The 13,633-nt window shown below is 64.3% G+C and carries 10 protein-coding genes; 1 reads left to right on the forward strand and 9 read right to left on the reverse strand.

The genetic code is table 11. From position 1 onward, the window contains the following. Positions 1 to 99: 99 nt before the first annotated feature. The 6 genes from ACEQXE_RS06625 to ACEQXE_RS06650 are packed head-to-tail and all read right to left on the reverse strand — an operon-like array spanning position 100 to position 5,379. The gene (locus tag ACEQXE_RS06625; protein ID WP_370178151.1) at positions 100 to 1,242 is read right to left on the reverse strand and encodes a CaiB/BaiF CoA transferase family protein; all 1,143 of its coding nucleotides are present in this window, start codon (positions 1,240 to 1,242) and stop codon (positions 100 to 102) included. A 45-nt stretch (positions 1,243 to 1,287) separates the two neighbouring features. Further along, on the reverse strand, positions 1,288 to 2,169 hold the full coding sequence (locus tag ACEQXE_RS06630) for an alpha/beta hydrolase (RefSeq protein ID WP_370178152.1): 882 nt from the start codon (positions 2,167 to 2,169) through the stop codon (positions 1,288 to 1,290). Then, the gene (locus ACEQXE_RS06635; RefSeq protein ID WP_370178153.1) at positions 2,166 to 2,831 is read right to left on the reverse strand and encodes a 3-oxoacid CoA-transferase subunit B; all 666 of its coding nucleotides are present in this window, start codon (positions 2,829 to 2,831) and stop codon (positions 2,166 to 2,168) included. The genes ACEQXE_RS06630 and ACEQXE_RS06635 overlap by 4 nt, the downstream gene beginning before the upstream one ends. A gap of 4 nt (positions 2,832 to 2,835) precedes the next feature. Further along, positions 2,836 to 3,750 carry a hypothetical protein gene (locus tag ACEQXE_RS06640; RefSeq protein ID WP_370178154.1) on the reverse strand — a complete coding sequence of 305 codons (915 nt, stop codon included), beginning with the start codon at positions 3,748 to 3,750 and terminating at the stop codon, positions 2,836 to 2,838. Positions 3,751 to 3,754: 4 nt separating this feature from the next. Next, positions 3,755 to 4,666 carry an HAD family acid phosphatase gene (locus tag ACEQXE_RS06645; RefSeq protein WP_370178176.1) on the reverse strand — a complete coding sequence of 304 codons (912 nt, stop codon included), beginning with the start codon at positions 4,664 to 4,666 and terminating at the stop codon, positions 3,755 to 3,757. Then, on the reverse strand, positions 4,666 to 5,379 hold the full coding sequence (locus ACEQXE_RS06650; RefSeq protein ID WP_370178155.1) for a CoA transferase subunit A: 714 nt from the start codon (positions 5,377 to 5,379) through the stop codon (positions 4,666 to 4,668). The genes ACEQXE_RS06645 and ACEQXE_RS06650 overlap by 1 nt, the downstream gene beginning before the upstream one ends. Before the next feature lie 408 nt (positions 5,380 to 5,787). Between ACEQXE_RS06650 and ACEQXE_RS06655 the strand changes: the two genes are divergently transcribed. After that, complete coding sequence (locus ACEQXE_RS06655; protein WP_370178156.1) at positions 5,788 to 8,100, forward strand: CDC48 family AAA ATPase; 2,313 nt, start codon at positions 5,788 to 5,790, stop codon at positions 8,098 to 8,100. 124 nt (positions 8,101 to 8,224) lie between these two features. On the opposite strand, the gene ACEQXE_RS06660 is transcribed toward ACEQXE_RS06655, so the two are convergent. The 3 genes from ACEQXE_RS06660 to polA are packed head-to-tail and all read right to left on the reverse strand — an operon-like array spanning position 8,225 to position 13,591. Then, positions 8,225 to 9,319 carry a mechanosensitive ion channel family protein gene (locus ACEQXE_RS06660; RefSeq protein ID WP_370178157.1) on the reverse strand — a complete coding sequence of 365 codons (1,095 nt, stop codon included), beginning with the start codon at positions 9,317 to 9,319 and terminating at the stop codon, positions 8,225 to 8,227. A gap of 46 nt (positions 9,320 to 9,365) precedes the next feature. Continuing rightward, positions 9,366 to 10,718: a sensor histidine kinase gene (locus ACEQXE_RS06665; RefSeq protein WP_370178158.1), complete on the reverse strand. Its 1,353-nt coding sequence runs from the start codon at positions 10,716 to 10,718 to the stop codon at positions 9,366 to 9,368. Then, positions 10,715 to 13,591 (reverse strand): DNA polymerase I, encoded by a 2,877-nt coding sequence (gene polA, locus ACEQXE_RS06670; RefSeq protein ID WP_370178159.1) that lies wholly within the window; start codon positions 13,589 to 13,591, stop codon positions 10,715 to 10,717. Before polA ends, ACEQXE_RS06665 begins: the two co-directional genes overlap by 4 nt. Positions 13,592 to 13,633 lie beyond the last annotated feature (42 nt).

The raw sequence follows: 13,633 nt of genomic DNA on the forward strand, positions 1-13,633 counted from the left end.
TCCCCACCCGGCCACCAAGGGTACACCCACGATATGGGGGCCGGGTGGGGAGGCGGGGCGGGTGGCGTCCGAGGTCGCGCAGGCGACCTACAAAGCAGATCAATCATCCTGCCCGAGAGTTGGTGACGCCTCGCCCAGCGCCAGCTCTGCATCGGAGAACCTGAACGGGCTGCGAAGGCCCGTGAGCCCGTCCGCCATGGGGAAGGTCATCCCGCGCGCCTGCACCTGTGGGTCCTCGAAGACTTCGGACACCTCGTAGATCGGTCCGGCGGGCACGCCTGCTTCGCGGCAGTGGCGCAACAGGGTCTCGCGATCCCATTGCGCGGTTTCGTCCGCAATGATCCCGTCGATCTCGGAGCGGTTGGCGATTCGTGCCTCGTTGGTCGCGAAGCGTTCGTCGCCCAGTAGATCGTGCCGCTCGAACACTTCCAACAGCTTGCGGAACAGCCGGTCGTTGGCGGGCGCGAGCACGACCGGCCCGTCCTTTGTCGGGAAGACGCCATAGGCGCTGACCTGCGCGTGCATGTTGCCCATGCGCGGCGGGTTCTGCCCCGTGGTGAAATAGCTTTGCGCTTGGTGGGCGAGTAGCGCGACCGAGCAATCGTACAGCGCCATGTCGATATGCTGGCCGGTTTCGGTGCGTGCGCGCAACGCCAGCGCGGACTGGATCGCGATGGTCGAATAAAGCCCACAGAACAGGTCCGAAATCGACATGCCGTGTTTCATCGGTTCGCCCTCGGGCTCACCCGTCAGTGCCATGAAGCCGCTCATCGCCTGGATCACGAAGTCATAGCCAGGCTCGTCGCGGCGCGGGCCATCCTGCCCGAACCCACTGATCGAGCAGTAAACGAGACGCGGGTTGGCGACGGACAGGCTTTCATAGTCGAGCCCAAACCTGGCTAGCTTGCCGGGAAGGAAATTCTCGATCACGACATCGGCTTGCCCGGCCAAGTCGGTGACCGTCGCGCGATCCTCCACGTTCCTGAAATCGGCGGTGATCCCGCGCTTCCCACGATTGCAGCCATGGTAATAGGCCGCCTCTCGTGCACCGTTACCGCGTTCGACAAAAGGCGGACCCCACAGCCGCGTGCCGTCCCCCTCCGGCGCCTCCACCTTGATGACGTCCGCACCCAGATCGGCCAGCGTCTGCCCGCAGAACGGTCCGGCAAGGATGCGCGCCAGTTCGAGGACTTTCAGCCCGGCGAGCGGAGCGTTCGGGTTACGGGGTTTATCGAGCCACATGGCCGGATCGCTGCGGCACCGTTGCTTGTAGGTCAAGCAATGCGATCACATCGCCTCATCGAGGAAGGTGACGCTGCGGTCGAGCACCGGCGCCTTGTCGCGAAACGGTTTGGACAGGGCCATGACCACATCTTCGTGGCTGAGCCCTTCGTAATTCTCCATTTCCACCGGTGCGCCGAGCTCGCGCAGCTTCGCCGTCAGGTTCTCGGTATTGTAAGGACGGACGACCGTATCTTCGCTCGAAGTCACCAGCAACATCGGGGGAGCATCCGGGCGCGCCCATGCGATGGGCTGCGTATCGCGCGGGGTGGGCCAGTGCGACATCGCGTCGATCGAGCGCTTCTTGTCGAAGGGATAGAAATCGTAAGGGCCTGATAGGCCGATCACGGCTTTGACTGTCTTTGCGTCCAGCGCGCGGCCGCGCAGCCAGCGCGGGTCGAGTGCCAGCGTGACTGCGGTATGCGCTCCCGCAGAATGCCCTGCGAGCGCGATCCGATCTGGATCGCCGCCGAAGTCTTCAATATTCTCGTAGGTCCATGCCACGGCATCCGCGCCATCTTCGATAAAGGCGGGAAAGAGCGCGTCGGGCACCTTGCGATAGTCTGGGATGACTAGCACGTAGCCGCGACTGGCAAAGGCCCGCCCGGCGAAGGCGTAGGCGTCTCGGTCGCCTTTCACCCAGCCGCCGCCATGGAAAAAGACGACAACGGGGCGCGGGGTCTCGCTTCCCGCCGCGGGGGCCCACACATCCAGGGCTTGGCCGTTACTCCCGAAGGCGACTGCAGAGCCCGTGCGCTGCACGCCCTTGCCGCCACCGGCGATACCATCTGCAATGGATAGCAACCTGGGCGGCGAGGTGAAGGCGATGAAACCGCCAATCGCCAGTAGCACGACGAGTGCGGCAAGGGCCCACATCCGACCGCTCATGCGGTTGCCAGGGCCACCTCGTAATTCGCGGTCGTGGTCTTCGCGATATCCTCTTCGGTCACACCGGGCGCCAGCTCGATCAGGCGGAACGGGCTGTCATGGTCGGGCCGCTGGAACACGCCGAGATTGGTGATGACCATGTCGACCACGTTGGTACCCGTCAGCGGCAGGGTGCATTCGGGGATGAACTTGGGGTCGCCATGCTTGCTGGTGTGGTCCATCACCACGATGATCTTCTTGACACCCGCGACCAGATCCATCGCGCCGCCCATGCCCTTGATCATCTTGCCCGGGATCATCCAGTTCGCGATGTCGCCATTCTGCGCCACTTCCATCGCGCCGAGCACGGTCAGGTCGATATGTCCGCCGCGGATCATGGAGAAGCTGGTTGCGCTGTCGAAATAGGCGGAATGCTTCAGCTCGCTGTTGGTCTGCTTGCCTGCATTTATCAGGTCGGCGTCTTCCTCGCCTTCCAGCGGGAAAGGCCCGATCCCCAGCATGCCGTTTTCGCTCTGCAAGGTCACGTGCATGCCTTCGGGGATGTGATTGGCGACCAGCGTCGGGATGCCGATGCCGAGATTGACGTAATAGCCATCTTCCAACTCGCGCGCCGCGCGGGCGGCCATCTGGTCACGGGTCCAGCCAGTCGGTTGGTCGGTCATGCTATCAGCCTTCTTCATCAGGTTGTGTCGGGGAGGTGAGCGGAGGCGGGGCGACAAACCACGCCTCGCCCAGCAATGGGTCGAGCGCGAAAGCCGCATTTTCGTCTTTCAGGAATGCGAACAGCTCGTCGAAATCGCGCTTCTCGTCGCCGAGGATGGCGACGATGCAATAATCCTTCGCCGCGTCGGCGCGGCGGGTTGCCTTGCTCTCGTCCTCGTAACGGACGAGATAGAGTTCGTCGGTGCCGCGCGGGTCGAGCCCGGTGCGCAGCAGCATCCGGCGCACCGCTCCGGCCCGCACGGCAGTATGGCGGGAGAGCCACAGAACCGCGACTTCCTGTGCACGCAAGGTGGCCAGCACGCGCACCAGCGGCTCCGAAGCGACGACATCGTCACCCAATGGTGCTTCCTCGCTGCCCGGGTCGAGATCGACCAGCACAGCGGTCTGCGCGAAAGCGCATTCGGCCCGCTCAGGCTTCAGGTCGGCCGGGTTGGCGAGCATGGCTGATAGCCGCTTTTCCTCGGCAAAGGGATCGCGCTGGGCAATCGCGGTCACTTTCGCGAACAGGCCGGTATAATCGTGGTCATCGTCAATGGTCGCGATGCCATCGGGCGCGGGCATCTCCGCAAAGGGCGCAACACCGGTGACCTTGGACGATGCGAGCAGCGCAACCTGCGCATCGGCGTCGGATCCCGGGTCTGCGCCGTCGAACTCGGACGGGGCGATGGAGGGTGTGAGTGACGCCTTATCTGCCGAAGCGGCGGCAAGCGCGGTCTCGTCACCTTCCTTGGTGCGTGCATCGTCCTGAATTCGCCCGCCCATCACCAACCCGGTCGCCACCGGAACTGCCAGCGCAACGCAGCCCGAGAGGGCGGGCGCAGCGGCAATCAGCAGGATCGGGGCGAGCAGACGCTTCATATCTTCACTGGCTCTCGCCGGTCGGGCGCCAGCGATACTCTGGTGGGAATACTGCGCCCACCGTCCCTTCGATCGATGCGCCGTAGACCGGATTGGGCAACACGAACCAGCCATTGCCCCACAGGCGAGCATAGCTGCCGCGCGAGGCGATTTCCCGCCGGTCGAGCGGGGCGCGGTCGCCGGCGTTGAATATGTCCGCAAAGTCGCCGAGGTTGTCGCCCGCCAGGGCCAGCACGCAATAGCGCGCGGCAATGGTCGCGCGGCGGCCATCCTTGCGCGAGCCCGTCGCATCGTCGCCCTTCAGGAACAGGGTTTCGCCATGCACTGCATCGCCGAGCCCGGCGGCGGCAATGGCAGCGGCCGTTCCCTCGGCATTGGCCGAACTGCGATTGGTGTTGAACACCGGTGTGATCCCGGCCTCACGCAGGCGCTTGAGCGTGGTCACCGCTCCGGGAACCGGTGCGACATAATTCGCGCCCGTACGCTCCCACTCGTCCCACACTTTCGGGTCATACCCGCCCGTATGGGTTGCGTCCCAGTATTCGAAGCCGAGATTCTGGATCAGCGTCTCGTCGACGTCGAACACGACGGCGGGCGGCTTGGCCGAGCCATCGGCATCGCGGCACGTTGCGCTACCGGTGCCGCCCTCGGCATCGGGTAGGCCCATGACGACCGACTGTTCGGGCCAGTCCGATGCTGCGGCCAGCGCATAATCGGCGAGCGCGCGAAAGGCCTGGATCGAGGCTCCTGCCGCTTCGCCCGAACCATAAAGCCAGCGCATGGAATCGGGGGCAGGTGCCTCGATCCCGGTCGGTGCGGGCGGGGCCACCGCCGCTGCCATCGGCTCGCCAGTCGAACACGCCGCCAGCGTGCACGAAAGGGCAAGCCCGATCAGGCTGGCGCGGCCCGGGTGCATCACGCCGCCTCGCGTACGGTGCGGAACTCAATCTTCTTGTCGTAGGGCGCGCCCACGATCATCCGCTGCACGAAAACCCCGGGCAGGTGGATGCTGTCGGGATCGAGCGATCCGGCAGGCACGATTTCCTCAACCTCGACCACGCAGACCTTGCCGCAGGTCGCGGCGGGCACGTTGAAATTGCGCGCGGTCTTGCGAAACACGACATTGCCGGTCTCGTCCGCCTTCCACGCCTTCACGATGGCAAGGTCGGCGAAGATCCCTTTTTCGAGGATGTAGTCCTGCGGGCCTTCGCCGGTGTCGAACTGCTTGACCTCCTTGCCCTCGGCCACCTGCGTGCCGACTCCGGTCTTGGTGTAGAAGCCGGGTATGCCTGCCCCGCCCGCGCGCATGCGTTCGGCCAAGGTGCCCTGCGGGCAGAACTCGACCTCCAGCTCGCCAGCAAGGTACTGCCGTTCGAATTCCTTGTTCTCGCCGACATAGGACGAAATCATCTTCTTGACCTGCTTGGTGCGCAGCAGCTTGCCAATGCCTTCGTTATCGATCCCGGCATTATTGCTGGCGAAGGTCAGTCCGGTCACACCGCTGTCGCGAATCGCGTCGAGCAGGCGTTCGGGAATGCCGCACAGGCCAAAGCCGCCGCTGGCGATCAGCATGTCGTTGCTGAGTACGCCTTCGAGGGCGGCGGCGGCATCGGGGTAGAGTTTCTGCATGGTACTCCTGAAGGGTCGAATGCGCTGGATTAGTGCGCGTCTAGAAAATCGATGCGCCTTTGTCATCCCGCAGGTAGCGGGAGCCATGTTGCACCGCAGCAAGAAGGTATTGGAATGTTAGCGTTATCAATGATGGTTTCGCTAGGCGCACCGGCAGTTGCAAAATTGACAACAAACTTGGGTCGTTTTGCACTTGCGAACAAAATCATGTTGCGGCACAACAATGAGGCCTTTCAGGCATCCTCTCCCAAACTTAATACCCGGCTGGGTTCGCTCAGCCGGGTTTTTTCTTGCCCGATGCACACAACACCGCGGCAAGCGGACCCATGCGGGTGCTCAACCATTCCATAATCCTGCGGGGTGCCTATGTAGGCTGCCACGCCGCCGATGCCGGGAGAGAGAGCGCACATGGCCGATAGCGAAGCCGCCACGCAAGAAAAGACCGTCCGCCTGCAGGTGGCCGCCGCAAGGCAGGAAGAAAGTGGCCGCGGAGTCGCGCGCCTGCCGCGCAGTGCCATGCAGACCTTGGGCGTGACCGAAGGCGACGTCGTCCAGCTGTCCGGCAAGCGTGCCACTGCCGCGATTGCGATGGCGGCTTACGACGAGGACCAGGCGCTCGACGTGGTGCGGCTCGACGGTCTCCAGCGCTCCAACGCCGAGGTCGGATCGGGCGAACACGTGACGATCGAGGTCGCGCAATCGCGCGCGGCAACGCGTGTGGTGTTCGCGCCCGCGAGCCGTGAAATGCGCCTGCAGGGCCCCACCCAGGCCTTGAAGCGCAATTTCTTCCGCAAACCGATCACCGCGGGCGATCTGGTCGCGACGACCGGCCAGCAGCCGGTCCAGAACATGCCGCCCGAAGTGCAGCGCATGTTCAATGCGCCGGCCTATGCGCTCACGCAGATCCGCCTGCGCGTCATCAGCACCGCCCCCAAGGGCATCGTCCATATCGACGAGAACACCGAGATCGAGCTGCGGCCCGATTTCGAGGAGCCGATGGCCGGTCGCTCTGTCGTCAACTACGACGATGTCGGCGGCATTTCCGATACGATCCAGCAATTGCGTGAGATGGTGGAGCTGCCGCTGCGCTATCCCGAACTGTTCACCCGGCTGGGCGTCGATCCGCCCAAGGGCGTGCTGCTGCATGGCCCCCCGGGCACGGGCAAGACGCGCCTTGCACAGGCGGTCGCCAACGAAAGCGACGCGCAGTTCTTCGCCATCAACGGCCCGGAGATCATGGGATCGGGCTATGGCGAATCGGAAAAGCGCCTGCGCGAAGTGTTCGAAAATGCGAACCAGAACGCGCCCGCGATCATCTTCATCGACGAGATCGATTCGATAGCGCCGAAGCGCGACAGCGTGCCGGGCGAAGCGGAGAAGCGGCTGGTCGCACAATTGCTGACCCTGATGGACGGGCTGGAATCGCGCGCCAACATCGTCGTCATCGCAGCGACCAACCGCCCAGATGCTATCGACGAAGCGCTCCGTCGCCCCGGCCGGTTCGACCGCGAAATCGTGATCGGCGTGCCCGACGAAAACGGGCGGCGCGAAATCCTTGCGATCCACACGCGCGGCATGCCGCTGGGCGAGGGCGTGGACCTGAAGGAGCTCGCCAAGGTCACCCACGGCTTTGTCGGCGCGGATATCGCCGCGCTGGCCCGTGAGGCCGCGATCGACGCGGTACGGCGGATCATGCCGCAGATCGATCTCGACGCGCAGACGATCCCGCCCGAAGTGCTGGAAAACCTGCATGTCGGGCGCGGTGACTTCCTCTCCGCGCTCAAGCGAATCCAGCCCTCCGCCATGCGCGAAGTCATGGTGCAGGTGCCCGACGTGGGGTGGGAAGATGTCGGCGGGATCGACGATGCCATCGAAAAGCTGAAGGAAGGGATCGAGCTTCCGATCAAGAACCGTGAGGCCTTCCATCGGCTGGGCATCCGCGCGGCGAAGGGCTTCCTGCTTTATGGCCCACCGGGCACCGGCAAGACCTTGCTGGCCAAGGCGGTGGCGAAGGAGGCCGATGCGAACTTCATCTCGATGAAGTCGTCCGACCTGCTCTCCAAATGGTACGGCGAAAGTGAGCAGCAGATTGCCAGGATGTTCCGCCGCGCGCGCGCCGTTTCACCCTGCGTGCTGTTCATCGACGAGATCGATTCGCTGGTGCCCGCGCGTGGCAATACGCTGGGCGATTCACAGGTCAGCGGGCGCGTGGTCAACACGATCCTGGCAGAAATGGACGGGCTGGAGGAACTGCAATCGGTCGTGGTGGTCGGCGCGACCAACCGACCCGCGCTGGTCGATCCGGCGCTTCTGCGACCGGGCAGGTTCGACGAGCTGGTCTATGTCGGCACGCCCGATGCGAAGGGCCGCGAGCAGATCCTAGGCATTCACGTCGCCAACATGCCATTGGCCGAGGATGTGAACCTGTCGCAGATCGCAAGCGAGACCGAACGCTTTACCGGCGCCGACTTGGAAGATGTCGTCCGCCGGGCGGGGCTGGTCGCGTTACACCGCGCCGGCGCCGACGTGCAGCATGTTACCATGGCCGACTTCACCGAGGCGCTGAAGGATTCGCGCGCGTCGGTGACGTCAAAGATGGAGGCGGAATACAAGAAGATGCGTGGCGAGCTGAAGAAGCGGGCGGCGGACCCCATGCCGATCGGCTTCATCAGCGAAGGCATGGTCGAACCGACCCGCCCGTCGAAGCACGGGATCGAATAGAGGCGTCTACGTTTCAGACCACCGACCCGGCCACGCTATGCTGGTTGTACCCTTGGTGGCCGGGCGGGGAGGCGGGGCTGGTGGCGGATGTGCGACGTGAGCGGAGCGAACCGCTGACGATCGACTAGCCTTCGCTCCCCCGCTCGTTCGCGGCCTCGACCTCCAGCCGGTGGCGGATCAGCGCTTCGGGCTGGTTTTCGCGCAGCCATTCCAGCATGAACTCGCGCACCGCACAGCGCAGGTCCCACATGTCGCCGATTGTGGCGGCGGTCATCGAAAGCCGCAGCGCAATGCTTTCGGGAAAAGCTTCGACCACAAGCGCGGCAGCATCGCGCTTGTCCCACAGCGGATGATCGTGAACGAAGGCGAGGAACGCCTGACGGATCGGCGGGACATTGGCGATCGGATCGAGGTTCAGCATCACGATCCCGGTCAGCTGGTCTGCCGCGCGCGACCAGTTCTCGAAGCTTTCTTCGAAGAACTTGCCCGTCGGCACCACCAGCACGCGCTCGTCCCACACACGAACCACGACGAAGGTCATGCGGATTTCCTCAACCCGGCCGACCGTGCCTTCCACCTTGACCATGTCGCCGATCCGGATCGGTTCGGTGAGCGCCATCTGGATACCCGCGATCAGCGACTTGAGCGCGGGCTGCGCGGCGGCGCCGATGGCCAGTGCGGCAAGGCCTGCCGATGCCATCAGCGTGACGCCGACCTGCCGCACGCCGGGGATGCTCAACAGCACCAGCGCTATCGTGATGACAATGATGAGGCTGGACGCGGTGCGGCGGAAAATCTCGATCCGCGTCTTGCGGCTACGCATATGAATGGGATCGAGCAGCGCTTCCATCCGTCGCTCGTGCGCGGTGGCGGCGCCCCTCACGAAGCCGAGTGCGAGCCAGCCGAAAACGATCGGCGCAAGAAATTCGGCGATGATTTCCCAACCCGGTCGGATCAGTGGCAGCCGCTCGGCCACGGCGGAAATCGCGATAGCCACCGCAAGCCAGCGGGAGGGTGCGCGAACACCCTGAAAGATCGGCTCGCCAAAGCTCACCGGGCCGTGCGCTACCGCGCGGCGGATCACAACGAAGGCGAGCCGGTGCGCGACCAGCGCGAGTGCCACTGCGATGCCGAGGATGGCGGCGGTGACGAGCGCGGTATCAAGCGGCACGTCCAGCGCGTTCAGGTCGGGCAATTCATTGAGGGACAACAGGGTCATTGCGGCGCCACCTATGGCGCGCCGGGTGCAGGTTCAACCCGCCCGGTCATCCGGCTGGCACCTTGGGATGGGTCGGGAACGCGATGCTCACGGTCACGCCGCGCGGGCCGAACGTGCGTTCGATCTCCCCGCCGAGCTGTTTGGCTGCGCCGATCATCAGCGTGCTGCCGAAACCACCCTGCGACCCGTCATCGCGCGCCTCGCCTTTGCCATCCGTCGCAGTGTCCCAGTCCTCCTGCCATTCCAGGTGCACCAGTTCATCACGCTTGCGCCAGCGGATGGTCAGCAGGCCTTCGTCCTGCCAGCAGCCATATTTGACCGCATTGGTCGCCAGTTCGTGCAGCACCAGGCCCAGCGGGGTGATCTGGATGCGGTCGATAACGATGTCTTCTCCGTCGAGCTCCAGCCGCTTTTCGTCAGAGACATGCGGTTCGACACTCGACTGGACGAGCGCACGCAGCGAGGCGCCGCCCTGCCGGGTAAGCTTGTCGGCCGCCGTGCCCTTGCCCTGCGTAACCTCGTGCGCGGTCAACAAGGCATAGATGCGCGACGAGATGCTTTCCTTGTAGGCCGCGATATCGCTCGCCTCGCGGGCGCTCATCTGGACGATGGCGAGCACCATCGCGAACAGGTTCTTGACCCGGTGGTTGAGCTCCTGCGCGAGCAGGTCTGCGCGGTCGCGCGCGATCTTCAATTCTCGCGCCTGCGCCGCCTCTGTCTCGGCCTGCGCGGTTCGCGCAACGAGCACCGCGCCGAGGATGATGGCACCGACCAGCAGCACCAGGAGTATGCCGAGCACGGGCAGGATGCGCGCCTCGGCCGCCCTTGCGCGTGCGCTCTGTTCCACCAGCAGGCGGTTTTCGATTGCGCCCAGCCGGTCGATAGCCGCAGTCAGGCGCTGCATCGCGTCGTAGCCATCGCCGTTCAGGATCACGAAGCGGGCTTCGAACAGATCCTTTTCTTCCAGCAGGGCGATGGTCCGATCGAGTTCGGCAAACTTGTCATCGATGGCATCGACGATGGCGGCATAGTGCCTTTGCTGCGCCTCGCTGGCTTCGTCGTCCAGCGCGGTTTCAAGTTCCTCCAGCGATTGCGCGACGCGCGACCGGGATTGCTCGAAGGGTTCGAGATAGCGCGGGTTCAAGGTGATGAAATAGCCACGCTGCGCGCTTTCTGCCGACAGGGCAGCCCGCTCGATCCGGTCGAGGATGATCAGCACCTCGCCCGCGCGTTCCACCTGCGCACGTTCGTCGCGTTCGGCAGCGCCCGTCGAAAGGAGCAGCAAAACCGCGCCCAGCACCGCGCCCGCCATCGTCCCCAATACCAGCCAGTTGAACCACCGGCGGATGAAGACGCGGAACGGCGCGGGTCTGGCCTCGATCTTCGCGGCTTGCGTCAATGCGCTTCGTCCCAGTTCGGCCCGGTGCCGATCTCTACGCCCAGCGGTACGGTCAGCGATACGGCGGGTGTTGCCGCCTCGGCCATCGTCGCCTCGATCACCGGCTTTGCCTGTTCCACGAGCGTTTCGGGCAGTTCGAACACCAGTTCGTCATGCACCTGCAGCAGCATCCGCACGCCTTGCGTCTCGTCCGGTTTGAGCCCTGCCTCGGCCAGCGCCGGCCCCATCCGCGCCATCGCGCGCTTGATGATATCCGCGCTGGTGCCCTGGATCGGCGCGTTGATCGCGGCGCGTTCGCTGCCCTGCCGCTCCGCCTGGTTCTTGGAATTGATCCGCGGGAACCACGTCTTGCGGCCGAAAAGCGTTTCCGAATACCCGCGCTCCCGTACGGTCTCCAGCGTGCTGACGATGTACTTCTGGATGCCCGGGAAGCGCGCGAAATAGGTGTCGATAAGGCCCTGCGCCTCTTCGGCTTCGATGCCGAGGCGCCCGGCAAGCCCCCAGCGCGAAATGCCGTAGAGGATCGCGAAATTGATCGTCTTGGCGCGCCCGCGCGTGTCCCGGTCGACCTCGCCGAACATTTCCTTTGCCGTGCGCGCGTGAATATCCTCGCCATTCTCGAAGGCTTCGCGAAGCGGAGCGACGTCGGCCATATGCGCGGCGAGCCGCAGTTCGATCTGCGAATAGTCCGCCGCGAGCAGCACATTGCCCGGTTCGGCGACGAACGCCTGACGGATCTCGCGGCCGATTTCGGTGCGGATCGGGATGTTCTGCAAATTGGGGTCAGTGCTGGACAGTCGCCCGGTCTGCGCCCCGACGAGGCTGTAGGAGGTATGCACACGCCCCGTGTTGGGGTTGATCGCCTGCTGCAGTGCATCGGTATAGGTCGACTTCAGCTTCGCCAGCTGGCGCCATTCGAGGACCTTCGTGGCAATCGGCGCGCCTTGCGCATCGAGCTTCTCCAGCACCGCCTGGTCGGTCGAGTATTGCCCACTCTTGCCCTTCTTGCCTCCCTTGTAGCCCAGCTTGTCGAACAGGATTTCGCCGAGCTGTTTGGGGCTACCGACTGCAAATTCCTGCCCCGCAATTGCGTGAATCTCGCCCTCAAGCCGCGCGGTTTCTTCGGCAAATCGGGTTGAAAGTTCTGCCAGCTTGTCGCGGTCGACCTTGATCCCGTGCCGCTCCATTTCGGCGACGACGGGGATCAGCGGGCGGTCGACGCGCTCATAGACGCGGGTCCCGCCTTCGATGGGCAGGCGCGGTTTCAGGTGCTTGTGCAACCGCCAGGTAACGTCCGCGTCCTCGGCCGCGTATTCGGTTGCGCGGTCCAGCGGCACCTCGCCGAAGGGGATCGCCTTCTTGCCCGTGCCGCACACTTCCTTGAAGCTGAGGCAGGTGTGGCCGAGATGGCGCTGCGCGAGTTCGTCCATCCCGTGCCCGCCACCGATTCCGTCTTGCGAGCGGCCCGCATCCAGCGCGAAGCTGATGATCATCGTATCGTCGATGGGCGAAACATTGATGTCGTGCCGGGCGAGCACATTCAGGTCGTACTTGATGTTCTGTCCGACCTTGATGACCGCATCGCTCTCCAGCAACGGTTTGAGCATTGCCAGCGCGGTTTCTCGTGCGATCTGTCGGGGTTTTTCGGCGAACATATCGTCACCGCCATGGCCGAGGGGAATGTAGCATGCTTCGTTGGGCCCAGTAGCCAGGCTGACCCCGACGAGATCGCATAGCATACAGTCGAGAGCGCTTGTTTCGGTATCGACCGCCACGAGCCGCGCGGCGAAGGCCCGGTCGATCCATGCTTCCAGCTGCTCGACCGATTGCACGCATTCATAGGCGCTTCGGTCGATTGCGGGCATGTCGGGCAGGGGTTGGCGATTGCCCTCGGGGGCATGCGCTTCGCCCTTGTTTTGCGGCTTGGCCGGATGCAGCTGGGTGGTCGGCCCCGGGGCGCTGCCACCGCCTTCGATCCGCCGCAGCAGGCTGGTAAAGCCGTGGTCTGTCAGGAACGCGACCAGAGGCTCGGGCGGAATCTTTGCCAGCTGCATGTCCTCGATCGCGATGGGCAGCGGGCAATCTTCCTTCAGCGTCACCAGCACGCGGCTCAGTTCGGCGTCGGCGCGGTGTTCGAGCAGACGCTCCTTGAGCTTGGACTTTTTCATGTCGACCGCGGCATCGAGCGCGGCGGTGAGCGACCCGTGATCCTGGATCAGCTTGGTCGCCGTCTTGGGCCCCACCCCGTAGATACCGGGAATATTATCGACCGAATCGCCCATCAGCGCGAGCACGTCGCCCACCAGCTCGGGCGGTACGCCGAACTTTTCCTCGACCTCCTCTGGGCCGATGCGCGCATTCTTCATCGTATCGAGCATATCGATGCAGCCGCCCGCCTCGACACCGGGCTCAAGCTCTTCCGCGCAGTCTCCTACCAGCTGCATCAGGTCCTTGTCGGAAGAGACGATGGTGACGTCCCAGCCCTTCCGGGTGGCCGCGCGAGCGTAGGAAGCGATCATGTCGTCCACCTCGACGTCGGGTTCTTCGATCAGGGGAAGGCTGAAAGCCCGGGTGGCGTCGCGGATGAGCGGGAATTGCGGCACCAGATCCTCTGGCGGGTCGGGCCGATTGGCCTTGTACTGATCGTAAATTTCGTTGCGGAAGCTGTGGCTCGACTTGTCGAGCACCACCGCGAGGTGCGTGGGGCCATCGGCCTTGTCCAGATCCTCGGCCAGCTTCCACAGCATAGTGGTGTAGCCGTAAACGGCGCCAACCGGTGTCCCTTCGGGATTGGTCAGCGGTGGCAGCCGATGATACGCGCGGAAGATATAGGCGGAACCATCGACGAGATAGAGGTGCTGCTTGTCGGCCATGGCTCCTGCTAGCAGCGTGCCCCGGGAGCGTCAGCCTGCTTA

The organism is Alteriqipengyuania sp. (genome assembly GCF_964222115.1).
Lineage (GTDB): Bacteria > Pseudomonadota > Alphaproteobacteria > Sphingomonadales > Sphingomonadaceae > Alteriqipengyuania.